Annotated in this window: 19 protein-coding genes; 13 read left to right on the top strand and 6 right to left on the bottom strand. The window is 71.1% G+C overall.

What is annotated here, in order from left to right; genetic code table 11:
• Positions 1 to 14: 14 nt before the first annotated feature.
• A complete protein-coding gene (gene coaE, locus BJY16_RS16880; RefSeq protein ID WP_185040371.1) occupies positions 15 to 1,199 on the top strand; it encodes a dephospho-CoA kinase in 1,185 nt (394 codons plus the stop codon).
• A gap of 279 nt (positions 1,200 to 1,478) precedes the next feature.
• Positions 1,479 to 3,581, top strand: coding sequence for an excinuclease ABC subunit UvrB (uvrB, locus tag BJY16_RS16885; RefSeq protein WP_185040372.1), 2,103 nt, complete (start codon positions 1,479 to 1,481; stop codon positions 3,579 to 3,581).
• A 309-nt stretch (positions 3,582 to 3,890) separates the two neighbouring features.
• Here the strand turns inward: uvrB and BJY16_RS16890 are convergent, their stop codons facing one another.
• Positions 3,891 to 4,607, bottom strand: a complete 717-nt coding sequence (locus BJY16_RS16890; protein WP_185040373.1) for an MBL fold metallo-hydrolase — start codon at positions 4,605 to 4,607, stop codon at positions 3,891 to 3,893.
• Between the two features lie 235 nt (positions 4,608 to 4,842).
• Here BJY16_RS16890 and BJY16_RS16895 point away from each other — a divergent pair, with 235 nt between their 5' ends.
• Positions 4,843 to 5,235, top strand: coding sequence for a winged helix-turn-helix transcriptional regulator (locus tag BJY16_RS16895; RefSeq protein ID WP_185040374.1), 393 nt, complete (start codon positions 4,843 to 4,845; stop codon positions 5,233 to 5,235).
• A 450-nt stretch (positions 5,236 to 5,685) separates the two neighbouring features.
• Here the strand turns inward: BJY16_RS16895 and BJY16_RS16900 are convergent, their stop codons facing one another.
• The gene (locus BJY16_RS16900) at positions 5,686 to 6,021 is read right to left on the bottom strand and encodes an antibiotic biosynthesis monooxygenase family protein (RefSeq protein ID WP_185040375.1); all 336 of its coding nucleotides are present in this window, start codon (positions 6,019 to 6,021) and stop codon (positions 5,686 to 5,688) included.
• 897 nt (positions 6,022 to 6,918) lie between these two features.
• Between BJY16_RS16900 and BJY16_RS16905 the strand changes: the two genes are divergently transcribed.
• Positions 6,919 to 7,920 (top strand): TerC family protein, encoded by a 1,002-nt coding sequence (locus BJY16_RS16905; protein WP_185040376.1) that lies wholly within the window; start codon positions 6,919 to 6,921, stop codon positions 7,918 to 7,920.
• 175 nt (positions 7,921 to 8,095) lie between these two features.
• On the opposite strand, the gene typA is transcribed toward BJY16_RS16905, so the two are convergent.
• Positions 8,096 to 9,961: a translational GTPase TypA gene (gene typA / locus BJY16_RS16910; protein ID WP_185040377.1), complete on the bottom strand. Its 1,866-nt coding sequence runs from the start codon at positions 9,959 to 9,961 to the stop codon at positions 8,096 to 8,098.
• A gap of 150 nt (positions 9,962 to 10,111) precedes the next feature.
• Between typA and BJY16_RS16915 the strand changes: the two genes are divergently transcribed.
• A complete protein-coding gene (locus BJY16_RS16915; protein ID WP_239176561.1) occupies positions 10,112 to 10,915 on the top strand; it encodes a transglycosylase SLT domain-containing protein in 804 nt (267 codons plus the stop codon).
• A gap of 187 nt (positions 10,916 to 11,102) precedes the next feature.
• Complete coding sequence (locus tag BJY16_RS16920) at positions 11,103 to 11,528, top strand: uL11 family ribosomal protein (protein ID WP_185040379.1); 426 nt, start codon at positions 11,103 to 11,105, stop codon at positions 11,526 to 11,528.
• Positions 11,529 to 11,678: 150 nt separating this feature from the next.
• Here the strand turns inward: BJY16_RS16920 and BJY16_RS16925 are convergent, their stop codons facing one another.
• A complete protein-coding gene (locus BJY16_RS16925) occupies positions 11,679 to 12,290 on the bottom strand; it encodes an ATP-dependent Clp protease proteolytic subunit (protein ID WP_185040380.1) in 612 nt (203 codons plus the stop codon).
• Positions 12,291 to 12,478: 188 nt separating this feature from the next.
• On the opposite strand from BJY16_RS16925, the gene BJY16_RS16930 reads away from it, so the two are divergent.
• Positions 12,479 to 12,991 carry a SigE family RNA polymerase sigma factor gene (locus BJY16_RS16930; RefSeq protein WP_185040381.1) on the top strand — a complete coding sequence of 171 codons (513 nt, stop codon included), beginning with the start codon at positions 12,479 to 12,481 and terminating at the stop codon, positions 12,989 to 12,991.
• Positions 12,992 to 13,003: 12 nt separating this feature from the next.
• Complete coding sequence (locus BJY16_RS16935) at positions 13,004 to 13,711, top strand: hypothetical protein (protein ID WP_185040382.1); 708 nt, start codon at positions 13,004 to 13,006, stop codon at positions 13,709 to 13,711.
• 108 nt (positions 13,712 to 13,819) lie between these two features.
• Here the strand turns inward: BJY16_RS16935 and BJY16_RS16940 are convergent, their stop codons facing one another.
• Positions 13,820 to 15,616, bottom strand: a complete 1,797-nt coding sequence (locus BJY16_RS16940) for a glycosyltransferase family protein (protein WP_185040383.1) — start codon at positions 15,614 to 15,616, stop codon at positions 13,820 to 13,822.
• A gap of 242 nt (positions 15,617 to 15,858) precedes the next feature.
• Positions 15,859 to 16,893: a ribosome small subunit-dependent GTPase A gene (gene rsgA, locus BJY16_RS16945; RefSeq protein ID WP_185040384.1), complete on the bottom strand. Its 1,035-nt coding sequence runs from the start codon at positions 16,891 to 16,893 to the stop codon at positions 15,859 to 15,861.
• Between the two features lie 197 nt (positions 16,894 to 17,090).
• Between rsgA and BJY16_RS16950 the strand changes: the two genes are divergently transcribed.
• The 5 genes from BJY16_RS16950 to uvrC all read left to right on the top strand — a co-directional run bounded on the left by BJY16_RS16950 (position 17,091) and on the right by uvrC (position 24,856).
• Positions 17,091 to 17,792, top strand: a complete 702-nt coding sequence (locus BJY16_RS16950) for a maleylpyruvate isomerase family mycothiol-dependent enzyme (RefSeq protein ID WP_185040385.1) — start codon at positions 17,091 to 17,093, stop codon at positions 17,790 to 17,792.
• Positions 17,793 to 17,799: 7 nt separating this feature from the next.
• On the top strand, positions 17,800 to 18,444 hold the full coding sequence (locus BJY16_RS16955) for an MBL fold metallo-hydrolase (RefSeq protein ID WP_185040386.1): 645 nt from the start codon (positions 17,800 to 17,802) through the stop codon (positions 18,442 to 18,444).
• Positions 18,445 to 18,855: 411 nt separating this feature from the next.
• Positions 18,856 to 21,828 carry an excinuclease ABC subunit UvrA gene (gene uvrA, locus BJY16_RS16960; protein ID WP_185040387.1) on the top strand — a complete coding sequence of 991 codons (2,973 nt, stop codon included), beginning with the start codon at positions 18,856 to 18,858 and terminating at the stop codon, positions 21,826 to 21,828.
• A gap of 388 nt (positions 21,829 to 22,216) precedes the next feature.
• The gene (locus BJY16_RS16965; protein ID WP_185040388.1) at positions 22,217 to 22,756 is read left to right on the top strand and encodes a Rieske (2Fe-2S) protein; all 540 of its coding nucleotides are present in this window, start codon (positions 22,217 to 22,219) and stop codon (positions 22,754 to 22,756) included.
• Positions 22,757 to 22,858: 102 nt separating this feature from the next.
• Positions 22,859 to 24,856: an excinuclease ABC subunit UvrC gene (uvrC, locus tag BJY16_RS16970; RefSeq protein WP_185040389.1), complete on the top strand. Its 1,998-nt coding sequence runs from the start codon at positions 22,859 to 22,861 to the stop codon at positions 24,854 to 24,856.
• Positions 24,857 to 24,868: the final 12 nt, after the last annotated feature.

Below are 24,868 nucleotides of genomic sequence, written 5' to 3' on the forward strand. Positions count from 1 at the left end.
GGGATACTGCTCGCATGCTGAAGGTGGGTCTCACGGGTGGCATCGGCGCCGGCAAGAGTGCGGTCGCCACACGGCTCGCGCTGCTCGGCGCGGTGATCGTCGACGCCGACAAGCTGGCCCGCGAGGTGGTCGAGCCGGGCACCGAGGGGCTCGCCGAGATCGTCGCCACGTTCGGCGCCGGCGTGCTCGGCCCGGACGGCGCGCTGGACCGCCCGGCGCTGGGCGCCGAGGTCTTCGGTGACGAGGCCGCCCGCCGCCGGCTGGAGCAGATCATCCATCCCCGGGTGCGGGCCCGCACCGCCGAGCTGATCCGCGCGGCACCGGCCGACGCGATCGTGGTGAACGACGTTCCGTTGCTGGTCGAGACCGGGCTCGCTCCGACGTACCACCTGGTGATCGTCGTCGCGGCGGACCGTGAGCTGCGGATCGAGCGGCTGACCCGCGATCGTGGCATGTCGGCGGCGGAGGCCGCGGCCCGGATCGGCGCGCAGGCCGACGACGCGACCCGGCGGGCCGCGGCCGACGTGGTGCTGCGCAACGAGGCGGATCTGGCCTCGCTGCACGCCCGGGTGGACGAGCTGTGGCGTGACCGGTTGGTGGACTTCGAGCGGAATGTGCGGCTGGGCCGCGCCGCCCGCAAACCGCCCGAGCTGAGCGTGCTGCCGCCCGATCCGGCCTGGCCGCAGGCGGCCGACCGGCTGATCGCCCGGATCCGGCAGCACGCCGGCCCGGTGGAGGTGCATCACATCGGGTCGACCGCGGTGCCCGGCCTGCCGGCCAAGGACATCATCGATCTCATGCTGTCGGTACGCACGCTGGACCAGGCCGACGCGCTCGCCGACGGTCTCGCCGCGGCCGGGTTCCCGCGCCGGTCGGGCGAGTGGGCGGACAACGCCCGCGGGCTGCCCGGCGAGACGTGGCCGAAGCGGGTGCACGGCTCGGCCGACCCGGGCCGGCCGGTGATCCTGCACGTCCGGGTGGCCGGGTCGCCGGGCTGGCGGTTCGCCCTGCTGATGCGCGATCACTTGCGCGCGGTGCCGGCCGCGCGGGACGCCTACGCGGCGGCCAAGGCCGAGCTGGCGCTGCGGTTCGCCGACCGGGCCGGGTATGCCGAGGCCAAGGAGCCGTGGTTCGACGAGGAGGCGCGGGCCGCGGACGACTGGGCCGAGGCCACCGGGTGGCAGCCGCCGGCGTCCTGAGCACGGCGCCGGTCGTGGAGCGGCGCTCGCGGCGACCGGCCCGCTTCCCGCGCGACCCCCGCGGGTGCGCTCGCCGGGTGCCGGGGCGCATCGACCGCGGTGCGGCACGGCTGGATCGTTGGATGATCCCGACCGCCCACGTCGGCCGCCGCGAGCGGCCTACCCCGCCAGGGTAGGCGGGGCTGGAAAGACCCGACAATGCCGCACGGCGGGGCCGATTGTGCACCATCGGCACGGCTGTCCCGGAACTTGTCATACCCCCGACGTACGGTGGTGGGCATGGCGCTCGACATCCCACGACTCGACGGCCGGTTCGAGGTCGTCAGCGACTACCAGCCGGCCGGTGACCAGCCCGCGGCGATCGACGAGCTGGAGCGGCGGGTCCGCGCCGGCGACCGGCACACCGTGCTGCTCGGCGCCACCGGCACCGGCAAGAGCGCGACCACCGCCTGGCTGATCGAGCGGTTGCAGCGGCCGGCCCTGGTGATGGCGCCGAACAAGACGCTCTGCGCCCAGCTCGCCAAGGAGTTCCGCGAGCTGCTGCCGAACAACGCCGTCGAGTACTTCGTCAGTTACTACGACTACTACCAGCCCGAGGCGTACATCGCCCAGACCGACACCTACATCGAGAAGGACTCGTCGGTCAACGAGGAGGTCGAGCGGCTGCGCCACTCGGCCACCATGTCGCTGCTCACCCGGCGGGACACCATCGTGGTCGCCACGGTCAGCGCGATCTACGGCCTGGGCACCCCGCAGGAGTACATCGAGCGCGCCGTCCAGGTGAAGGTCGGCGGCGAGATCGACCGGGACAAGCTGCTGCGCCGCCTGGTCGACATCCAGTACACGCGGAACGACGTGGCGTTCCAGCGCGGCACGTTCCGGGTCCGCGGCGACACCCTGGAGATCATCCCGGCCTACGAGGAGCTCGCCGTCCGGGTCGAGCTGTTCGGCGACGAGGTGGAGAAGCTCTACTATCTGCACCCGCTCACCGGCGAGGTGGTCCGCGAGGTCGACGAGCTGATCATCTTCCCGGCCACGCACTATGTGGCCGGTCCGGAGCGGATGGAGCGGGCGATCCGCGACATCGAGGCCGAGCTGGCCGAGCGGCTGGCCGAGCTGGAGCGCCAGGGCAAGCTGCTGGAGGCGCAGCGGCTGCGGATGCGGACCACCTACGACATCGAGATGATGCGCCAGGTCGGCTTCTGCAACGGCATCGAGAACTACTCGATGCACATGGACGGCCGGCAGCCCGGCGACCCGGCGTACACGTTGCTCGATTACTTCCCGGACGACTTCATCACGGTGATCGACGAGTCGCACGTCTCGATCCCGCAGATCGGCGGGATGTATGAGGGCGACGCCTCCCGCAAGCGGATCCTGATCGAACACGGTTTCCGGCTGCCGAGCGCCGCCGACAACCGGCCGCTGCGGTTCGACGAGTTCCTGGACCGGGTCGGCCAGATGGTCTTCCTCTCCGCGACCCCGGGCAACTGGGAGATGGAGCAGGCCCAGGGCGAGTTCGTCGAGCAGGTGATCCGGCCGACCGGCCTGGTCGACCCGCAGGTCGTGGTGAAACCGACCAAGGGCCAGATCGACGACCTGATGCACGAGATCCAGCTGCGCACCGAGAAGGACGAGCGGGTCCTGGTCACCACGCTGACCAAGAAGATGGCCGAGGACCTCACCGACTACCTGCTGGAGAACGGCATCCGGGTCCGCTACCTGCACTCCGAGGTGGACACGCTGCGCCGCGTCGAGCTGCTCAAGGAGCTGCGGAAAGGCGACTACGACGTCCTGGTCGGCATCAACCTGCTGCGCGAGGGCCTCGACCTGCCCGAGGTGTCGCTGGTGGCGATCCTGGACGCGGACAAGGAAGGGTTCCTGCGCAGCGGCCGGTCGCTGATCCAGACCATCGGCCGGGCCGCGCGAAACGTGTCCGGCGAGGTCCACATGTACGCCGACAAGATCACTCCGTCGATGCGGGACGCGATCGAGGAGACCGACCGGCGGCGGGCCAAGCAGATCGCCCACAACGAGGCGAACGGGATCCAGCCGCAGGCGCTGCGGAAGAAGATCCACGACATCCTCGACGACATCTACCGCGAGGCCGAGGACACCGACTCGGCGATCGTCGGCGGCGCCGGCCGGCAGATGTCGCGGGGCAAGGCGCCGGTGCCGGAGACCCGGTCCAAGGGCCGGGCGGCGGGGCCGGCCCGCGAGGGGATGGCCCGGGCCGAGCTGGCACAGCTCATCCAGGACCTCAACGACCAGATGCTGGGCGCGGCGCGGGAGCTGCAGTTCGAGCTGGCGGCCCGGATCCGCGACGAGATCTCCGAGCTGAAGAAGGAGTTGCGGGGGATGGACATGGCGGGGGTGAAGTAAGCCGGTCGGCTCGGCCCGCGGGTGGGGATCGCTCTCGCCCGCGGGCCGGTCTGTCTGCCGGCGTCGGGTTGCCTACCGCCGAGGGTCGGTCTGCCCGCTCTTGTCGGTCTGCCGGCGCGGGTGTGCCTGCCCCGCTCGGGTCGGCCTGGCCGCTCGGGTCGGTCTGTCGGCGCGGGTGTGCCTGCCTCGCTCGGGTCTGCCTGCCTCGCTCGGGTCTGCCTGCCTCGCTCGGGTCTGCCTGCCCCGCTCGGGTCGATCTGCCCACTCCGGTCTGCCTGCCCCGCTCGGGTCCGCCTGCCCGCTCGGATCTCAGCGGGGCTCCTCGCCGAAGGGTGTGCCGTGGAAATGGCCGCCGGCCAGGATGGTCCGGCCGTCGCGGTAGTGGGCGAGCACGTCGGCGCGTTGATGGCGGGCCCGGTCCGGGTCGACGTCCGAGCGGAAACGCCAGTGCGGCTCGGTGAACTGGGCGCGGGTGTGCAGCAGGTCCCCGAGGATCAGGACCCGTTCCTCGGTGGCCGGGTCGGTGATCAGCAGGCAGGTGTGCCCGGGGGTGTGTCCCGGCGTCGGCACCGCCCGGACCCCGGCGGGCAGCTCGTCCAGGTGACCGAGCCGCTGGGCGAGCGCGGGCAGCACCCGGTCCGGGTCCGGGCCGACGCCGCCCGGGTGCGCGGACCAGTACTCCCACTCGGTGCGGTCGACCAGGTAGCGGGCACGGGGAAAGGCGCCGGCCCAGCCGACGTGGTCACGGTGCAGGTGGGTGAGGATGACCAGGTCGACGTCCGCGGGCGTGACGCCCTCGGCCGCCAGGTTGTCGAGGAGCGCGCCGCCGGGGCCCAGGCCGAGATCGACGAGGATCACCCCGGCCGATGAGTGGATCAGGAACGAGCCGACGTTGGCGACCGCTTCGCCGGCGTCGTTCAGCAGGTGGGTGTGCGCTGTCCAGTCGGAGTCCGGGAAGAAGTCGCCGGGCTGGCCGCTGATCGTCCTGTCCGGAACGAAAGAGATGGTCGTCTGTCCGAGCCGCATGTCACCACCGTTGTCGGTCCGTGGTGTGAGCGGCAAGAACGCACTTGCAAGTGCGGGCCGGCGGCGGCGGGTGTGCGGGGGAGTGCGGGCGCTGGTGTGCCCGGCACGAGCCGCGCGCGGTGGTGGCGTGTCCGCTGGTCAGTGCCGGGCTGAGGCGAGCGCGCGGTTGTGGGCGTGTGGGCTTGGCGAGAGCGCACTTGCAAGTGCGTGGGGGCGGTCGCGCTAGCGTGGCGGGATGGCGAGGAGACCGCGTCCTGGCACGCTGCTTCCGGTCGGGGCCGGCCGGAACTGCCCGACCACCTGCCCGACCCGGCAGACGCTGGCGCGGCTGGCGGACCGGTGGACGATCGTGCTGGTGGAGGCGCTGGCGGGCGGGCCGCGGCGGTTCGGTCAGCTACGGGCGGTGGCTGACGGGATCAGCGAGAAGATGCTCACCCAGACGCTGCGCAGCCTGGAGCGGGACGGGTTGGTGGCTCGGGATGAGCTGCCCGGTTCGCCGCCCGGGGTCGCCTATCGGCTCACCGATCTCGGGAACTCCCTGATGGAGCCGCTGGCCGCGATCCGCGACTGGGGTCAGCGGCACATGCCCGAGGTGGAAGCGGCCCGCACCGTCTTCGACGGCCGCTGACCGGCCCGGACCCGTCGTCGTCGGCGCTGACCCCCTCCCGGCTGTCATCAGTGGCTGCTGGGCGGTCCGGATCATTCTTCGTCGGGCGCTGGCCGGTCCGGGCTGTCATCAGTGGCTGCTGGGCGGTCCGGATCATCTTCGTCGGGCGCGGGCCGGTCCGGGCTGTGGTCGGCGGGCGCTGGCCGGTCCGGGCTGTCGTCGGCGGACGCTGCCGAGGCGGACTGTCTTCGTCGGGCGCTGGCCGCTCGCCCGGGACCTCGACCTATCTCCGGCTTGGGTCGACCGGGAGGAGATCGGGGCTGGGAGGGCGGCCGGGAGGAAGCCGGATGGCGGGGGCCGGCAGGAGGGCGGGGCCGGCAGGACGTCGAGGAGTTTGGGCAGCCGGGGACTTGGGCGGCCGGGAGGACGTCTAGGGGCTTGGGGCGGCCGGGGAAGAGGGCGGGCTATGGCTCAGCCGGCGAAGAAGTCGTGGTCGGGATCCGGCTGGCCGGCCAAGGAGGGCAGGCCGGTGAAGAACTCGGAGACCGGGGGCTGGGCCAGGGTGGCGGAGATCAGGGCGCGCCACTGGGCGAAGCGTTCGGTGCGGCGGAAATGCTGCTCCTGGGCCTCCATCGAGTCCCATTCGACCAGGAGCAGGAAGCGCGTGGACGACTCGACGCGATGCTTCAGTCCCAGCCCGTGGCAGCCGTCGGCGCCCGCGATCAGCGAGCGCCCGAGTCGGTAGGCGGCGACGAAGTCCGCCTCCCGGCCGGGGAGGACGTCGATAAGCATAACTTCGAGGATCATGCCCGCAAGCGTCCCATACGCACCAGATGGCGACCTTACTAGGCGGCCCGGAATGATCATGACCGCTCCTGAACTGCGCGAAAGCGGTGGTGAGAGATCGGCGCCGGTGAGGATCGGCCCGCAGGTGGCAAGCGGCGACACGGGCGTGGCAGCAGCCGAGGCAGGTGGCGGGCCGGCGAGTGAGCGCGGCGGCGGCCGTGGCAGGTGGCGGGCGGCGAGTGAGCGCGGCAGCGGCCGTGGCAGGCGGGCCGGCGGGCCGGCGGATAAGGGTGGCGGCGGATAAGGGTGGCGGCGGCAGCGGCCGTGGCGGGGGCCGAGGCGAGCGGCGGGCCCGCGGTGAGCGCGGCGGCGACGGGGAAGTGGCGGACGGCAGGGCCGCGACGGCCGTGAACAACGGCTGAAACGGGTGAAAGGGCCGGTCGGTCGTTGCAACTCAGGAGTGGATCCGCGGCGTGGAGATCGTTGACCGGGTGGCGGAGAGGTCTCGGCCAGGCGGTGCCGGAGAGGGAGAAGTGCCTGGTGGGAGCGTTGTGACCGGGACGCGGCCGGGCTCCGGCGAGGCTGCGGCCGGGCAGCGCGCGGGTTACGTACGGGAAATTGCCTTGCTGGGTGGTTTGGACAGCGAGTCCAGCCACTCTTCGGCTCCCGGTGTGTCGATCGGGGTGGGGATGCGCAACAATGGTTGTGTGGGAGGGGAGTATTCCCCCGCCCCGGTCTCGTCAACACGGAACGTTCGCCTGGGTGACCAGCGGGCGACCCGGGGCCGGGGGTCGCGACGAAGCTTCGCGGCGGAAGAGACCTCCGACAGTCGCACGTCGCTGGGCCCTTCGTGATTGTTCCGGAAAAGGATTTCTCGACGAGGGCACAGCGGCGACTCGTGTCTGCCGGAGGTTCGCATTGAACGTTTCAGCCTGGGTGTGGATCGCCACGTTGGTGGCGTTGGTGGCCGTGCTCGCCGTGGATCTGTTGATCATCGGGCGCCGGCCGCACGAGCCCACGATGAAAGAGGCCAGCGGCTGGGTGGCCTTCTATGTCGCGCTCGCGCTGCTCTTCGGCGCCGGGGTGTGGGTGGTCGCCGGTGGCCGGGCGGCCGGTGAGTTCTACACCGGCTGGCTCACCGAGTACTCGCTGAGCGTCGACAACCTGTTCGTCTTCGTGATCATCATGGGCCGGTTCGCGGTGCCCCGCCGATTCCAGCAGAAGGTGTTGCTGATCGGCATCGTGCTCGCGCTGGTCATGCGGGGCGCGTTCATCGCCGCCGGCGCGGCGCTGATCTCGCAGTTCTCCTGGGTGTTCTACATCTTCGGCGCGTTCCTGGTCTACACGGCCGTGACGCTGGTGAAGGGCGGCGAGAACGACGAGGAGGACTTCAAGGAGAACGTGCTGATCCGCTGGGCGAAACGAGCGCTGCCGCTCTCCTCGTCGTTCGGCGACGGGCAGTTCCGGGTGGTCACCTCGGCCGGCAAGCGCCTCTTCACCCCGATGCTGATCGTGATGATCGCGATCGGCACCACCGACCTGATCTTCGCGCTCGACTCGATCCCGGCGATCTTCGGGATCACCAAGGAGCCCTACCTGGTCTTCACCGCGAACGTTTTCGCGCTGATGGGCCTGCGTCAGCTCTTCTTCCTGCTCGGCGGCCTGCTGGAGCGCCTGGTCTACCTGAACGTCGGCCTCGCCGTGGTGCTCGCCTTCATCGGCGTCAAACTCTTCCTCGAGGCCCTGCACACCAACAGCCTGCCGTTCATCAACGGCGGCCACGGCCTGCACTGGGCCCCGGAGATCCCGATCTGGCTCTCCCTGCTGGTGATCCTCGGCACGCTCGCCGTCGCCACCGCCGCCAGCCTGGCCAAATCGGCCCGGGACCGGAAAAGGGAGCTAGTCACCACCGGTCACTGAGCTTTTCGGTACGAGGTGAGCACCGAGCCCGGGCAACCGTTGTTGCCCGGGCTCTTCGCTGTCACCGGTCCCGCCGAGCGGTGGAGCGGCCCCGAGCGGGTGGACAGCGAAACGCCCCCGCCGGCAGGGCGGGGGCGTCTCGGGAAGCGGGGTGGCCGGGTGCGCCGGCCCCGGGTCACTGCTGGTGCTTGCGGCGGGCGGCGGCGCGGCCGCGGGCGGTCTGGTCGAGGACGACCTTGCGGATGCGGATCGCGGACGGGGTGACCTCGACGCACTCGTCCTCGCGGCAGAACTCCAGGGACTGCTCCAGGGAGAGCTTGCGCGGCGGGATCACCTTCTCGGTGTTGTCCGCGCTCGCGGCGCGCATGTTGGTGAGCTTCTTCTCCTTGGTGATGTTGACGTCCATGTCGTCCTCACGGGAGTTCTCACCCACGATCATGCCCTCGTAGACCTCGGTGGTCGGCTCGACGAAGAGCTGGCCGCGCTCCTGGATGTTGATCATCGCGAACGGGGTGACCGCGCCGGACCGGTCGGCCACCAGGGACCCGTTCTGCCGGGTGCGGAGGTCGCCGAACCACGGCTCGTGCGCCTCGTAGAGGTGGTGCATGATGCCGGTGCCGCGGGTCTCGGTGAGGAACTCGGTGCGGAAGCCGATCAGGCCGCGCGCCGGGACCAGCCACTCCATCCGGAGCCAGCCGGTGCCGTGGTTGGTCAGCTGCTCCATCCGGCCCTTGCGGGTGGCCAGCAGCGAGGTGATGGCGCCCATGTACTCGTCCGGGGCGTCGATGGTCAGGCGCTCGACCGGCTCGTGCACCTTGCCGTCGATCACCTTGGTGACCACCTGCGGCTTGCCGACGGTCAGCTCGTAGTTCTCCCGGCGCATCTGCTCGACCAGGATCGCCAGGGCCAGCTCGCCACGGCCCTGCACCTCCCAGGCGTCCGGGCGCTCGGTCGGCAGGACGCGGAGCGAGACGTTGCCGATCAGCTCCTTGTCCAGCCGGTCCTTGACCATGCGCGCGGTGACCTTGGCGCCCTTGACCTTGCCGACCAGCGGCGAGGTGTTGGTGCCGATGACCATCGAGATGGCCGGCTCGTCAACCGTGATCAGCGGCAGCGGGATCGGGTTCTCCGCGTCGGCCAGCGTCTCGCCGATCATGATCTCCGGGATGCCGGCGACGGCCATGATGTCGCCCGGGCCGGCGCTCTCGGCGGGCTTGCGCTCCAGGCCCTCGGTGATGAGCAGCTCGGAGATCCGCACGTTGCTGATCGTGCCGTCGGTCTTGCACCAGGCCACGGTCTGGCCCTTGCGGATGGTGCCCTCGTGCACCCGGCACAGCGCGAGCCGGCCGAGGAACGGGGAGGCGTCCAGGTTGACCACGTGCGCCTGCAGCGGCGCGCCCTCGGTGTAGGTCGGGGCCGGGATGGTGTTCAGAATCGTCGAGAACAGCGGCTCCAGGTCGGCGCTGTCCTCCGGGACGGCGCCGTCGGCCGGCTGGTTCAGCGAGGCGATGCCGTCCCGCGCGCAGGCGTAGATGATCGGGAACTCGATCTGGTCCTCGTCGGCGTCCAGGTCGAAGAAGAGCGCGTACGTGTCGTCCACGACCTCCTTGATCCGGGCGTCCGGCCGGTCCACCTTGTTGATCACCAGGATGATCGGCAGCTTGGCCTGCAGCGCCTTGCGGAGCACGAAGCGGGTCTGCGGCAGCGGACCCTCGGACGCGTCGACCAGCAGCACCACGCCGTCGACCATGGTCAGGCCGCGCTCCACCTCGCCGCCGAAGTCGGCGTGCCCCGGGGTGTCGATGATGTTGATGACGACCGGCGCGCCCTCGGCCGGCTGGTAGCTGATCGCGGTGTTCTTGGCGAGAATGGTGATGCCCTTTTCCCGCTCCAGGTCCATGGAGTCCATGGCGCGCTCGGCCATCTCTCCACGTGCGTGGGACTGACCGCCCTGTCGGAGCATGGCGTCGACCAGGGTGGTTTTGCCATGGTCGACGTGAGCGATGATGGCGACATTACGGAGGTCGGTGCGGGTCTGCATAACCCCATTGTCCCCGGTTCAGGTTGCCGTTCGTGACACGGGGTCAAGTCCGGAACCTTGGCATCCTTTGGGCGGTTTGCCGGTCACCACGCCGTGATCTTCAGTTGTTAGCGTTCTTCTTCGATGTCTCTACGGGGGAGGACTTCGTCGATGAAGGTGCGGTTGTTGGCCGCGGCGGCGGTGCTGGTGATCGCCGCCGGCTGCGGTTTCGGTGGCGGGGACGACGACAAGGCGTCCGGCTCGGCGCCGACGGTGGCGGTGACCTCCGAGTCGCCGGTCCCGGAGGAGTCACCCACCCCGGAGCCGGAGGAGCCGACCGAGGTGCCCACGCCGAAGCCGTCGAAGACCAGCGCCAAGCCGAAGAAGACCACGTCGTCGCCGGAGCCGACCGGTCCGGTGAACAACTTCCAGGCGGCGTCCTGCACCAAGGCGCCGAGCGTGAAGAACGTCTCGAAGGCCAAGGCGAAGGCGGCCCTGAACGCGGCGGCCACCAAGACCTACTGGCCCGGCTCGGCGCCCACCCTGAAGGTGCCGGCCGACCTGATCCGCTCGGTCGCCTGGCACGAGAGCGGCTGGCAGTCGGCGATCGAGAACTGTGACGGCGGTTACGGCCTGATGCAGGTCATGCCGGACACCGAGGCGTTCATCAACCAGCGCTTCGAGCAGTCCTACGACTACAAGGACTACAAGCAGAACGCGGTCATCGGGGCCAACCAGCTGGCCTGGCTGACCAAGTACTTCGGCGAGAAGTACTTCAAGAAGAACTACGACCTGAGCACTTCGAAGTGCAAGACCGACGCCTCGCCGTGCCTGCTGAACCTGGTGATCGACGGCTACAACATGGGCTACGGCACCACCGAGGAGGCGTACCTGGACGGCAAGCGGCTCTCCAACCCGAAGTACGTCCACGTCGTGCGGGCGAACATGCGCTCCTGCTTCTGCGACAACTACTGATCCGGGGTGGTCCCGGGGCTGCCGGGACCGCGAGCTACACTGGTCAGCGGACCCGAGACCCCGCTTACCCAGCCGTTTTGACCCTCTCGTCACAGCGGTAGTAAGGTCTCGGGGTTGTCGTGTGTCGTTGATGCTGGCGAGCTGCGTTTTTTCTCGGCCCGCAGCTCACCCTAAGGAGCCTTACCCGATGCCTCCCAAGAAGAAGACCCATGAGGTAACCCTCGCGCTTGAGGCGGGTAACGCCGCGATGGTCGACCTCGGTAAGATGCTCGGTCCGACCGGTGCCAACATGCGTGCCGTCAAGGTCGAGTACGACGAGGCCACCGCGAAGAACCGGGGCGAGATCATCCCGGTCATCGTGTCGGTCTACGAGGACCGTAGCCACACGCTGGCCTACAAGACCCCGCCGACGAGCTTCCTGATCCGCAAGGCTCTGGGGATCCAGTCGGGCGCGTCGAACCCGCTGACCCAGACCGTCGGCACGCTCAGCGCGCAGCAGGTCAAGGAGATCGCCGAGCGCAAGCTCCCCGACCTCAACGCGAACGACATGGACGCCGCGATTCAGATCGTGAGCGGCACCGCGCGTTCGATGGGCGTCAAGGTCGCCTCCTGATCATCAGGATCTGAGAACGGCCCCGGACCTCGGTCCGGGGCCGTTCTTCTGTCCGGCCGTTTCTCGATTCGGGTCGTTCGCCGCCGCGGGCTTCCGATCCGCTGGTCAGCAGACCGCGACGTTTCCGGTACGCCGTGAGCGCACCCGCCGTCAGCGGGCCTTCGGCGAGATCACCTCGTCCAGCAGCCCGTACTCCAGGGCCTCCGTCGCGTTCAGGCTCCGCCCCACGGACAGGTCGTCCTCGACCCGGCTGCGCGGCTTCCCGGTCACCTCGGCCAGCCGGACCACGACCTCCTCCAGCTCCCGCAGGTGCTGGCCGGCCGCGGCCGCCACCTCGTCGGCGGTCCCGTTCACCCCGGCCGCCCGGGGCTCGGCCAGCTTGAACCGGGCGTGCCGGTAACCGGCGCGGCGGTCGGCGGCGGCCAGCACGGCCAGCGCCGCCCCGCCCGCCTCCGCGGTGACCAGCACGTGCACCGGCGACACCAGGGCGTCGATCACGTCGACCACGGCGAGCGCGGCGCTCAGCTCGCCGCCCGGGCAGGCCACGTGCAGCTGGATCGGGGCCTGACCGGCCGCGTCCAGGGTGAGCAGCGCGGCCGAGATGCCGGTCGCCACGTCGCTGGTCAGCTGGCCACGGATCATCACGATCCGCTGGTCGAAGAGCCGCTCCTCGAGCCAGCCGGGGAACGCCGGGCCGGTCTCCGGCGGCTGGGGCGGCTGCACCGGGAAACCCCATCGGGACGGATCATGTCGCAGGTTCACCAGGCGGCCTCCACGTCATCTCCGGTCTCCCGCCAGCCTACGTGGGAAAGCCGCCGGTGACCGGAATCCGCCGGGCCAGGTGATCACCCGGGCGGGCCGGGGAGACCCGTGTCACAGGGCGAAGCCACCGTCGTGCAACCTGGGACGGCTGGGACACGTCAGGGAGGTGTGACAGCGAAGGAGGACTCGTGAGAAGCGAGCGCGACGAGCAGTTCCACCGCTTCGTGGTGTCCCGGAGATCCAGCCTGGTGCGCACTGCCACTCTGCTCACGGCGGGCGACGCCCATCTGGCGGAAGACCTGGTCCAGTCGGTTCTGACCAAGCTCTACGTGGCCTGGCCGGCGTTCCAGCGGGCGGACAATCCGGACGGCTATCTACGCCGGGTGATGGTCAACGCGTTGACCGACGAGCGGCGGCGCTGGTGGCGCCGGCGGGAGGAGACGATGGCAGACGTGCCGGACCTTCCCGCGGCGGAACCGGGAATCACCGGGGAGGTGGCCGACGGATTGCGCGCGGCCCTGCGGCAACTTCCCCCACGCATGCGGGCGGCGCTGGTCTTCCGCTACTTCTACGACCTCGACGTCGCTGACACCGCCGACGCCCTCGGCTGCTCCGAGGGCACGGTGAAGAGCCAGACGGCCCGGGCGCTGGACCGGCTCCGGGACGTCATCGGTCCATCGCTGACATCCGCCTACCGCTGAAAAGGCATAGCCATGACCACTTTGCGTGACCAGCTCGCCGACCTTGCCGGGTCGCCGGGCGAACCCACCACCGTCCAGGCCGACGCCGACCTGGCCCGCGGCCGCGCCGCCCTGCGCCGCCGCCGGGTCCTGCAGTCGGCCACCGGCTCCGCCCTCGTGGTCGCGGTCGCCGCCGCGGCCGTCGGCCTGACCTCCGGGACCGGGCCGGCCGGCAGCGCGCCGCAGGCCGGCGCCACGGTCGCCGCGACCACCGCCGCCGCCGGGAAGGCCTCGTTCGAGCTGGTCTCCTACACCGGCAAGCAGCCCGCCGGCTTCTCGGTCGACAAGGTCCCGGCCGGCTGGGAGGTGCAGGGCGTCACCGAGGGCTTCATGACCCTGGCCCCGGTCGGCGCCAAGCCGCGCAACAGCGCGGTGCCGCAGGGCGACGTGGCCGACACCGACGCCAACAGCTTCGTCGGCAAGGTCGCCGTGATGCTGCAGTCGGTCGACGAGCACGGCAAGATGCCCGGCAAGCCGGAGAAGGTCACGGTCGGCGACAAGACCGGCTACTTCGTCAAGCGGCCCGGCACCGGTGACGGGATCACCCTCTTCATCAAGCAGCCGAACGGCATCAACCTGGAGATCCAGGTGTGGGACGGCATCGGCTGGTCCCGCGACCAGATCGTCGAGTTCGCCGCCGGCGTCCACGTGAACCCGAACGCCCAGCAGGGCCGCGGCTGACCGGGCACCACCGACGAGGCGCCGGATCCGGACGCGCCAATCGCCCGGATCCGGCGCCTACTACGTCTACCACTCGCGCGCACCTCGCTCTCCCGGCCGCGGGTGTGGTTACCCGGTCCCCACCAGGGAGCGCACGTCCCAGATCTCCACGCCGCCGATCAGCTGTGGCTTGCCCAGCGCGTCGGTCAGCGTGGCGCGCAGCGCCGCCGCGTTCTGTGCCCGCGGGATCAGCACCACCACGGCGGCCCGCCAGTACACCAGGTCGGCGCGGATCCGCTCCCGCTCGGCATCGCTGATCACCGGGCGCAGGCCGGTCGCCTGGACCATGGTGAGCAGCTCGGACGTCGGCCGGGCCGGGGCGCGCCAGGAACCGGTGTGGTTGTCCGGCGGGTCGGCCGGGCCCATGAAGTAGCCGCGCGGGACGGCGAAGTCCAGGTTCTGCAGGGTGGCCCAGCGCTGCGCGGTGCGCCCGGTGGTCACCTCGGGCAGCGGCACCGGGACCAGGGTCCGGCCCTCCGGCACGTACTGCTTCCAGATGCCGGCGGTGAGGAACTCGGGCAGCGGATCGCCCTGGATCGTCGGGACCGGCTTGGGGAAGAGCGGGACCAGCGCCAGCGTCATGCCGATCCAGAACCGGCGGCGGCGCACCGGCGAGGAGCCGTCGATCCGGTCGGCGGCCAGCGCCAGCAGGATCCCGGCGATGATGGCCGGCACCATGGCGAACCGGGTGACGCTCACCAGGTCAATCACCGGGATGTGGCTGATCAGGCCGAACGGCAGCGGGATCGCGGTCTTGACGCCGCCGATCTGCAGGCGCGGGCCCATCGAGGCGAGCAGCAGGACCAGCCCGGCGATCGCCGCGGACCGGGCCGCCGCGTTCTGCCAGAGCATCCGCAGCGCCACCACGATCATGAGCAGGCCGACCGGGCCGAAGAACGTGTTGTCCTCGGTGGCGCTCACGCTCAGCCGCTGGGTCACCGCCTCGATCCCGGCCACCGACTGCCGCGGGTAGGCGCCCAGCGCCAGCAGGTCGGTGACGAAGTCGGTCGGCGCGAACGGCTGCCCGTGGTAGTTGCCCGGGGCGAAGAACTGGTACCACAGCGGATAGCCGGCCAGCGCCAGCGAAACCCCGGCGGCCACCCCGAGCCCGGCCAGGAACCGCCGCGCCACCGCCCGCACCTCGGCCGGCCGCATGATCGCGTAGGACAGCACGAAGACGCCCAGGGTGAGCGCGGTGAAGAGCAGCGTCTCCTCGTTGATGAAGATCTGCAGCAGGATCAGCAGGCCCAGGGTGATCCCGCCACGCACCGCCCGGCCCGGCTCGCGCAGCCGCAGCACCTGCCAGACGATGAACGGCACCAGGTACTGGTTGACGAAGTTCAGATGGCCGTTGGCGTGCGAGATCATCGTCGGCCCGAAGCCGCACCACAGCGCGCCGACCAGCGCGGCCCGCCGGCTGCGCACCAGGTGCCGGGCGAACAACCAGTACCAGGCCGCCGCGGTGCCGGCCAGCCCGAAGGTCAGGATGATCGCGACCGTGACGCCGCCGCCGAGGAAGTGGGTGACCGGGGCGAGCGGCAGGCTCAACGCGAGGATCGCGGTGTTCGCCATCATGTTGACGCCGACCGGCGCGTTCAGATGGTCCTCGAAGAACGGCGGCGCCCCGTCGAAGACCACCCGCTCGCCGTGCGCCAGCATGAACAGGAAGATCCCGTGGTCGTCGTCGTTCCCGTCGAGCACCCGCCCGTTCGGGTCGATCCACAGCCGGATCATCACCAGCACGGCGAGGGCCAGGAAGCCCAGCAGCGCCCAGAGATCGGTCCGCCGCCACCCGGTGAACCCGGTCCGGGCCTCGGTGGCGACCGCCCCGTCCCGCTGCTCGAGCATCTCCTCCGCCGCACGCACCGTCCGGATTCTGCCAGAGCCACCTGGGCTCTCCGGAGCAACCCGGGCAGGCGGCCCCCCACGGTGTGAGGTGCGCTGACCGGCCGCTTGCCGGTTCACACACCCGCGTGACGGTACGACCGGAGCAGCCGCCCGCGATGACGCGGCGTCCCGTGCGGCGCGTGGCCCGGGCGCCGCGGTCGTACCGGAAAGCGGGTCGGGAAAGGACCGGCAGCGGCCGTGCGCCGCCGGTCCTCCCGTGCTCAGTGATGACGCCGGCGGGGGGCCGTCGCCAGACGGACCGAGCGGCGCCGGCTCTCCACCGCCACCTCCCGGTGCAGCTTGCGCCAGCTGGCCAGCCGGCGCGGCGGCAGCGAGCCGTCGGCGAGCGCGGCCTGCACCGCGCACCCCGGCTCGGCGTCGTGCCCGCAGTCGTCGAACCGGCACCGCCCGGCCAGCTCGGCGACGTCGGCGAACGCCCGGTCCAGCCCGGACCCGGTGTCCAGCAGGCCGACACCCCGGATGCCCGGGGTGTCCACGACGCAGCCGCCACCCGGGATGGTGATCAGATTCCGGTACGCCGTGGTGTGCCGGCCTTTGCCGTCCGCGTCGCGGATCGCCTGCACCGGCATGACCGGCGTGCCGGCCAGGGCGTTGGCCAGCGTCGACTTGCCGGCGCCGGACCGGCCGAGCAGGGCCAGGGTGCGGCCCGGGGTGACGAACTCGCGGAGCCGGTCGAGGCCGCAGCCGTGGTGCACGCTGACCGGGACGACCGGGACGCCCGGGGCCAGCTCGGCGAGCTGCCGGGCCACCGCCTCCGGCGTCCGGGTGGTGTCGCTCTTGGTCAGCACCAGCAGCGGCTCGGCGCCGGACTCCCAGGCCAGGGCGAGCAGGCGCTCCACCCGGGCGTCGCTGGGCTCGGGGAAGATCGGCTCGACCACCGCGACGGTGTCCATGTTGGCGGCGAGCACCTGGCCGGAGGCGTCCTTGCCGGCGGTGCGGCGGATCAGTGTGGTGCGCCGGCGGAGCACCAGCTCGAGGGTGACCCGGCGGTCGGGCCAGGTGCGCAGCACCACCCAGTCGCCGGCACAGGGCAGCAGGGCCGGGTCGCGGGCCGCCTCGAGCAGCGCGCTGCCGCCCAGGCTGGCGCGGGTGACGCCGGTCGCGGTGAGGACGGTGCTGATCCCGCGGTCGGCGCGGAGCACCCGGCCGGGGACGGTGTCGGGGCGGTCACAGGGACGGAACGAGGATGCGAAGAACTCGTCCCAGCCGAGCTGGGACAGGTCGAACGACGACATGGGAACCCTTTACGGTCGAGTAGGGGCGAAGGCCCCCGGGTGAAGGGACGCGAGAACGACGAACAGCACGTGCCTCACCTCCTCCGCGGGTTCGATCTGGCGGCGCGTCTCGGGATCGACCGTACGGTCCGGGTCAGCACCGCGAAAGTGAATTCCCCTGGCCTGTGGACAACGGCCCGGGCGCTAGTGTCATTGCTGTGACTATCGACCCGCTGGTCCTGATGACCGACGTGGAGCAGGCCACCGAGACGCTGCTGCGGGCCGTCGAGGGCTTCGACGACGGGGTGGTCGGCGAGCCGTCCGCACTGCCCGGCTGGACCGTCGGCCACGTGCTGACCCATCTGGCGCGCAACGCGGACGCCCTGACCAACCTGCTCACCTGGGCACGGACCGGGGTGGAGACGCCGGCCTACGCGTCCCGCGAGGCCCGTGACGCGGCGATCGAGGCCGGCGCCGGGCGACCCCTCGACGAGCAGATCGCCGACCTGCGGGCCGCGCACGAGCGGTTCGCCGACGCGGCCGCGGCGATGCCGGCCACGGCGTGGACGTTCACGTACCCGGCGATGGTCCCGTCCGCGGCCGTGGTGCCGTGGGCCCGGCTGCGCGAGGTCGAGGTGCACCACGTCGACCTGGGCCGCGGCTACACCCCGGTGGACTGGACCGACGCGTTCGCGCTGCGGTTGCTCCGGGAGATCGCCGGTGACCTGCCGGCCTCGGCGCCGGCCATGGTGCTGCACCCGGCCGGGGTGGAGCACCCGCTCGTGATCGGCTCGGCGGACGGCCCGGCGATCGGCGGCCCGACCCGCTCGCTCGCGGCCTGGCTGGCCGGCCGGGCCGACGGCGCCGACCTGACCGTCTCGCCGGACGGCGAGCTGCCCCAGCCCGTGCGGTGGAAGTGAGGCTGCGATGACCACGGAGTACACCGGCGAGGCCCCCGGCACCCGGGACCTGGGCGGCGGGCTGACCCTGACCAAGGTGTCGGTCGGCCCGATGGACAACAACGCGTACCTGTTGACCGCCGGCCCCGAGCAGCTGCTGATCGACGCCGCCAACGACGCCCCCGAGCTGCTGAAACTCATCGGCGACGGCGGGCTGGCCACGGTGGTGACCACGCACCGGCACCGGGACCACTGGTTCGCGCTGGCCGAGGTGGTCGAGGCGACCGGGGCGGCGTCGCTGGCGCACGAGGCGGACGCCGGCGAGCTGCCGGTGGTCACCCGCACCCTGCGGGACGGCGACACGGTCACCGTCGGCGGGCACACCCTGGAGGTGATCCACGTGGTGGGTCACACGCCCGGGTCGATCGTGCTGGCGTACCGGGAGCCGGACGGCGGCCGGGCACACCTGTTCACCGGCGACAGCCTCTTCCCGGGCGGGGTGGGCAACACCCGGGGCGTCAAGGAGCACTTCGACTCCCTGATCAACGACGTGGAGCGCAAACTCTTCGACCGCTTCCCGGACGACACCTGGTTCTACCCGGGCCACGGCAAGGACTCGACCCTCGGCGCCGAGCGCCCGCACCTGGCGGAGTGGCGCGACCGCGGCTGGTGACCGGGCTCGCGACGCCGCGACCGGCTGACCGGACCGAGGTCACCGGGTCGTTGTCCCGCCCGGCCGGTTCGGACGTCGCCGGCCGGCTCGGCGCGTCGGTGATCCGCCGGCCACGCGGGCTCCGGGCGTACCGGAAGAGGGGTTGAGAGAGCGGGCGGACCTCGCGCGTGCCGGCGGCCCGGTCATGAGCGGACCGCGGGGCCGTGGGCAGGTCGATAGGCTGGATGTCTCGCTGGGCGAGGGTGATCTGCGTCGCTGCCGGTGGGGTCACCCGCGGGAGGGACCTTGCGGCGTCCGTTCTGCGGGAATGTCCGGCATGTGGGCGGCGCTGCACCTGGGCGCACGGAAATTGTCATACCCCGTCGCTAGAGTGTTCGCCGTCTTTCAAACACTTGTACGGAGAGGCTAGTAGTGGCCGACCGACTGACTATTCGTGGCGCTCGCGAGCACAACCTGCGCGACGTCAACCTCGACTTGCCCCGCGACGCCATGATCGTCTTTACCGGTCTCTCCGGTTCGGGCAAGTCCAGCCTCGCCTTCGACACGATCTTCGCCGAGGGCCAGCGGCGTTATGTGGAGTCCCTCTCGTCGTACGCCCGGCAGTTCCTCGGACAGATGGACAAGCCGGACGTCGACTTCATCGAGGGTCTCTCCCCGGCCGTCTCGATCGACCAGAAGTCGACGAGCCGCAACCCGCGCTCGACCGTCGGCACCATCACCGAGGTCTACGACTACCTTCGTCTGCTCTTCGCCCGCACCGGCATCCCGCACTGCCCGGTCTGCGGTGAGCGGATCAGCCGGCAGACCCCGCAGCAGATCGTCGACCGGGTGCTGGCGATGCCCGAGGGCACCCGGTTCATGGTGCTCGCCCCGGTGGTCCGCGGCCGCAAGGGTGAGTATGTCGACCTCTTCGCCGAGCTGCAGGCCAAGGGCTACGCGCGGGCCCGGGTGGACGGGGTGGTCCACCCGCTGACCGAGCCGCCGAAGCTGAAGAAGCAGGAGAAGCACACCATCGAGGTGGTGGTCGACCGGCTCAGCGTCAAGGCGAGCAGCAAGCAGCGGCTCACCGACTCGGTGGAGGCCACCCTGGGGCTGGCCGGCGGCATCGTCCTGCTCGACTTCGTCGACCTGCCGGAGGACGACCCGGAGCGCGAGCGCCGCTTCTCCGAGCACCTGGCCTGTCCGAACGATCACCCGCTGGCGATCGAGGACCTGGAGCCCCGGGTCTTCTCCTTCAACGCGCCCTACGGCGCCTGCCCGGAGTGCACCGGCCTCGGGACGAAAAAGGAGGTCGACCCCGAGCTGATCATCCCGGACGAGGAGAAGAGCCTTCGCGAGGGCGCGATCCAGCCGTGGTCCGGCGGCACCACCCAGGAGTACTTCCTCCGGCTGCTGGAGGCGCTGGCCAAGGCCGAGGGCTTCAAGCTGGACACCCCGTGGCGGGCACTGCCCAGCGCCGTGCAGAAGACCATCCTGTACGGCGCCGAGGACCAGGTGCACGTCCGCTACCGCAACAAGTACGGGCGGGAGCGCTCCTACTACACCGGCTTCGAGGGCGTGGTGCAGTGGATCGAGCGCCGGCACAACGACACCGAGAGTGACTGGTCGCGCGACAAGTACGAGGGCTACATGCGCGACGTGCCCTGCTCGGTCTGCGGCGGCGCCCGGCTCAAGCCGGAGGTGCTCGCGGTCACCGTGGCCGGCAAGAGCATCGCCGAGGTCTGCAACCTGTCCGTCGGCGAGTGTGCCGAGCTGCTGGCCGGCATCGAGCTCGACGACCGGCAGAAGATGATCGCCGAGCGGGTGCTCAAGGAGATCAACGCCCGGCTGCGCTTCCTGGTCGACGTCGGCCTGGACTACCTGTCGCTGGACCGCGGCGCCGGCACCCTGTCCGGCGGCGAGGCGCAGCGCATCCGGCTCGCCACCCAGATCGGCTCCGGCCTGGTCGGCGTGCTCTACGTGCTGGACGAGCCGTCGATCGGGCTGCACCAGCGGGACAACCACCGGCTGATCGAGACCCTGGTCCGGCTGCGCAACCTGGGCAACACGCTGATCGTGGTGGAGCACGACGAGGACACCATCCGGACCGCCGACTGGATCGTCGACATCGGTCCGGGGGCGGGTGAGCACGGCGGCCAGATCGTGCACAGCGGCACCGTCGAGGGCCTGCTGGCGAACGAGAATTCGCCGACCGGCGCCTACCTCTCCGGCCGCAAGGCGATCCCGCTGCCGGCCACCCGCCGCCCGCAGACGCCGGGCCGTGAGGTGGTGGTGCACGGCGCCCGCGAGCACAACCTGCGCAACCTGACGGTCCCGTTCCCGCTGGGTCAGCTGATCGCGGTCACCGGGGTCAGCGGCTCGGGCAAGTCGACCCTGGTCAACGACATCCTGCACACCGTGATGGCGAACCAGATCAACGGCGCCCGGCAGGTTCCCGGCCGGCACACCCGGGTCACCGGCCTGGAGCACGTGGACAAGGTGGTCGGCGTCGACCAGTCGCCGATCGGCCGCACCCCGCGGTCCAACCCGGCGACCTACACCGGCGTCTTCGACCACGTCCGGAAGCTGTTCGCGGAGACCGCCGAGGCCAAGGTGCGCGGGTACGGGCCGGGCCGGTTCTCGTTCAACGTCAAGGGCGGCCGCTGCGAGAACTGCTCGGGTGACGGCACCATCAAGATCGAGATGAACTTCCTGCCGGACGTCTACGTCCCGTGCGAGGTGTGCAAGGGCGCCCGGTACAACCGGGAGACCCTGGAGGTGCACTACAAGGGCAAGACCATCTCCGAGGTGCTGGAGATGCCGATCGAGGAGGCGGCCGGTTTCTTCGAGGCGCTCCCGGCCATCCACCGGCACCTGCGCACCCTGGTCGACGTCGGCCTCGGTTACGTGCGTCTGGGCCAGCCCGCGACCACCCTCTCCGGTGGTGAGGCGCAGCGCGTCAAGCTCGCCTCCGAGCTGCAGAAACGCTCCACCGGCCGGACCGTCTACGTGCTCGACGAGCCGACCACCGGCCTGCACTTCGAGGACATCCGCAAGCTGCTGATCGTGCTCAACGGCCTGGTCGACAAGGGCAACACGGTGATCACCATCGAGCACAACCTCGACGTGATCAAGACCGCCGACTGGCTGATCGACATGGGCCCGGAGGGCGGCAGCAAGGGCGGTCTGGTGCTGGCCGCCGGCACCCCGGAGGAGCTGGCCGAGGTGCCGGAGAGCCACACCGGGCAGTTCCTGCGGCACGTGCTGGGGCTGAGCGGGGAGGCCGCCGGGTCGCCGGCCGCGGTGGCCCGGGCCGCCAAGGCCAACGGCGAGAAGGCGAGCGCGACGAAGGCGGCGGGGACGAAGGCCCGCGCCACCAGGTCACGCGCCAAGGCCGCGGTCTGACCCCATTTCCGGTACGCGGTGCGCGGCGGCCGTCTCCACGCGGAGGCGGCCGCCGCGCGCGTCCGGGTCAGGCTCTCCGTCCGCCGGTCGCCGCGGTGGGGAACCGCGGGGCGCCGGGCGGTGTCTCCCTGTCGTGGGAGCACGATGCGCCACTCCGGGAAAGTTGATTTTAGAAATTTCTTAGGTGACTCATAGCGACGCCGTCATCCCGATCTCCTAGGGTCGACCGGAGCAACCGGGCGTGCGAACCCGTACGAAACGGGGAAAGACGCCGCGCCTCGCGGTGGTTAATCTCGCCGCACGCATGAACCGAACGCGGTGGCGGCCGCGTACTCACGGGCGACTCCGCGTGTCACCCGCGCGCGGACCAGGTACTGGAGGGCGATACATGACTGACGTGCAGACGGGAACCGAAGCCGGAAACCGGGTCGAGGAGGCGGGCACGGCATCCACCCGCCGCGTCGTCCTGCTGGGCGCCGGCGGCCTCGGCGCCGCCGCGGTCCTGGCCGCCTGCGGCACCGACACCACCGGCACCAACCCGAACGGCTCGGACTTCGCCAAGGACCCGGTTCCGGCCGGCAGCGAGGGCCCGGCGGCCGGCGACTCCGGCAGCACCGGTGGCGGGGACAGCGGCGGCGGCGCGGCCGGCGCCTCGCTCGCGCTGGTCGCCGACGTGCCGGCCGGCGGCGGCATCATCTCCGGCGACTACGTCATCACGCAGCCGAAGCAGGGCACCTTCAAGGCGTTCACCAAGATCTGCACCCACCAGGGCTGCGAGGTCAGCGAGATCAAGAACGGCACCATCAACTGCCCGTGCCACGGCGCCAAGTTCTCCATCGAGGACGGCTCGGTGGCCGGCGGGCCGGCGCCGAAGCCGCTGGCCGAGACCAAGGTCAAGGTGGACGGCGACAAGATCGTCGCAGCCTGATCCACGCGACAGCGGGCGCAGGCCGGAGATCCGGCGCCGTGGCGGCGGCACCGGACCTCCGGTCGGGCAATTCTGTCAGTCCCACGCACTACTGTTGTGGTTGTGCCAGACCCGTCCACTTATCGTCCGGCGCCCGGTACCATTCCCGACGCTCCGGGCGTCTACCGCTTCCGCGATCCGGCCGGCCGGGTGATCTACGTCGGCAAGGCCAAGAGCCTGCGTAACCGGCTGAATTCCTACTTCGCCGACACCTGGTCGCTGCACCCGCGCACCCAGCAGATGGTCACCACGGCCGGCTCGGTCGACTGGGTGACGGTCGGCACCGAGGTCGAGGCGCTGCAGCTGGAGTTCTCCTGGATCAAGGAGTTCGACCCCCGCTTCAACGTGAAGTACCGGGACGACAAGTCGTACCCGTTCCTCGCCGTCACGCTCAACGAGGAGTTCCCCCGCCTGCAGGTGATGCGGGGCGCCAAGCGCAAGGGCGTCCGCTACTTCGGGCCGTATTCGCACGCCTGGGCCATCCGGGAGACCCTCGACCTGCTGCTCCGGGTCTTCCCGGCGCGCACCTGCTCGGCCGGCGTCTTCAAACGGTCCGGCCAGGTCGGCCGCCCGTGCCTGCTGGGTTACATCGGCAAGTGCTCGGCCCCGTGCGTCGGCCAGGTCTCCGCCGAGCAGCACCGGGCCATCGTCGACGACTTCTGCGACTTCATGGCCGGTCGCACCGACACCTTCGTGAAACGGCTGGAGCAGGACATGCTGGCCGCCTCCGAGGAGCTGGAGTTCGAGCGGGCGGCCCGGCTGCGCGACGACATCGCGGCGCTGCGCCGGGCCATGGAGAAACAGACCGTGGTGCTCGGCGACGGCACCGACGCCGACGTGGTCGCCTTCGCCGAGGACCCGCTCGAGGCGGCCGTGATGGTCTTCCACGTCCGCGACGGCCGGGTCCGCGGCCAGCGCGGCTGGGTGGTGGAGAAAGTGGAGGACCTGTCCACCGGCGACCTGGTCCACCACTTCTGCACCCAGATGTACGGGGAGTCCGAGGGCGAGGCCGACGTCCCCCGCGAGCTGCTGGTGCCGGCCCTGCCGGAGGACGCCGAGGCGCTGGAGGGCTGGCTGTCGGCCCACCGTGGCAGCCGGGTCAGCCTGCGCGTCCCGCAGCGCGGCGACAAGAGGTCGCTGATGGAGACCGTGGCGCGGAACGCGGGGGAGTCGCTGCAGCGGCACAAGCTGCGCCGGGCCGGCGACCTGACCACCCGCAACAAGGCCCTGGAGGAGATCGCCGAGGCGCTCGGGCTGGACTCCGCGCCGCTGCGCATCGAGTGCTACGACATCTCGCAGATCCAGGGCACCGACGTGGTCGCCTCGATGGTGGTCTTCGAGGACGGCCTGGCCCGCAAGGCGGAATATCGCCGGTTCGCGATCCGCGGCAACCCGGACGGCAGCGGGATGGACGACCTGTCCGCGATGAGCGAGGTGATGCGCCGCCGGTTCGCCCGATACAAGGCGCAGGCCGGGGCGGAGGCGCCGCGCGACCAGCCGGAGCCGGCCGGCGAGGAGACCGGGGAGGCGACCGGCGAGCTGGAGACCGCCGACCTGCCCGGCATCGACCCGCTGACCGGCCGGCCGCGCCGGTTCGCCTATCCGCCGCAGCTGGTCGTGGTGGACGGCGGCCAGCCGCAGGTGAACGCGGCCGCCGCGGTCCTGGCCGAGCTGGGCATCACCGACGTGGCGCTGTGCGGCCTGGCCAAGCGGCTGGAGGAGGTGTGGCTGCCCGGCGACGACTTCCCGGTCATCCTGCCGCGCACCTCGGAGGCGCTCTACCTGCTGCAGCGCGCCCGCGACGAGGCACACCGGTTCGCCATCACGTTCCACCGGCAGCGGCGGGCCAAGCGGATGACCGAGTCGGCGCTGGACACCGTGGCCGGGCTGGGCGAGACCCGGCGCAAGGCGCTGCTGCGGCACTTCGGATCGGTGAAGCGGCTCGCCGCGGCCACCCCGGAGGAGATCATCGAGGTGCCCGGGGTCGGCCGCCGGACCGCCGAGGCGGTGCTGGCCGCGCTGAACCCGGCCACCCCGGAGAAGACCGAGACGAGCCGATGACCGCCGGCGGAC

The sequence above is a fragment of the Actinoplanes octamycinicus genome, from assembly GCF_014205225.1.
GTDB classification, from domain to species: domain Bacteria; phylum Actinomycetota; class Actinomycetes; order Mycobacteriales; family Micromonosporaceae; genus Actinoplanes; species Actinoplanes octamycinicus.

Coding starts and splice junctions, on each gene's coding strand:
- coaE (WP_185040371.1), top strand. CDS start 15: ATGCTGAAGGTGGGTCTCACGGGTGGCATCGGCGCCGGCAAGAGTGCG.
- uvrB (WP_185040372.1), top strand. CDS start 1,479: ATGGCGCTCGACATCCCACGACTCGACGGCCGGTTCGAGGTCGTCAGC.
- BJY16_RS16890 (WP_185040373.1), bottom strand. CDS start 4,607: ATGCGGCTCGGACAGACGACCATCTCTTTCGTTCCGGACAGGACGATC.
- BJY16_RS16895 (WP_185040374.1), top strand. CDS start 4,843: ATGGCGAGGAGACCGCGTCCTGGCACGCTGCTTCCGGTCGGGGCCGGC.
- BJY16_RS16900 (WP_185040375.1), bottom strand. CDS start 6,021: ATGATCCTCGAAGTTATGCTTATCGACGTCCTCCCCGGCCGGGAGGCG.
- typA (WP_185040377.1), bottom strand. CDS start 9,961: ATGCAGACCCGCACCGACCTCCGTAATGTCGCCATCATCGCTCACGTC.
- BJY16_RS16915 (WP_239176561.1), top strand. CDS start 10,112: ATGAAGGTGCGGTTGTTGGCCGCGGCGGCGGTGCTGGTGATCGCCGCC.
- BJY16_RS16920 (WP_185040379.1), top strand. CDS start 11,103: ATGCCTCCCAAGAAGAAGACCCATGAGGTAACCCTCGCGCTTGAGGCG.
- BJY16_RS16935 (WP_185040382.1), top strand. CDS start 13,004: ATGACCACTTTGCGTGACCAGCTCGCCGACCTTGCCGGGTCGCCGGGC.
- rsgA (WP_185040384.1), bottom strand. CDS start 16,893: ATGTCGTCGTTCGACCTGTCCCAGCTCGGCTGGGACGAGTTCTTCGCA.
- BJY16_RS16955 (WP_185040386.1), top strand. CDS start 17,800: ATGACCACGGAGTACACCGGCGAGGCCCCCGGCACCCGGGACCTGGGC.
- BJY16_RS16965 (WP_185040388.1), top strand. CDS start 22,217: ATGACTGACGTGCAGACGGGAACCGAAGCCGGAAACCGGGTCGAGGAG.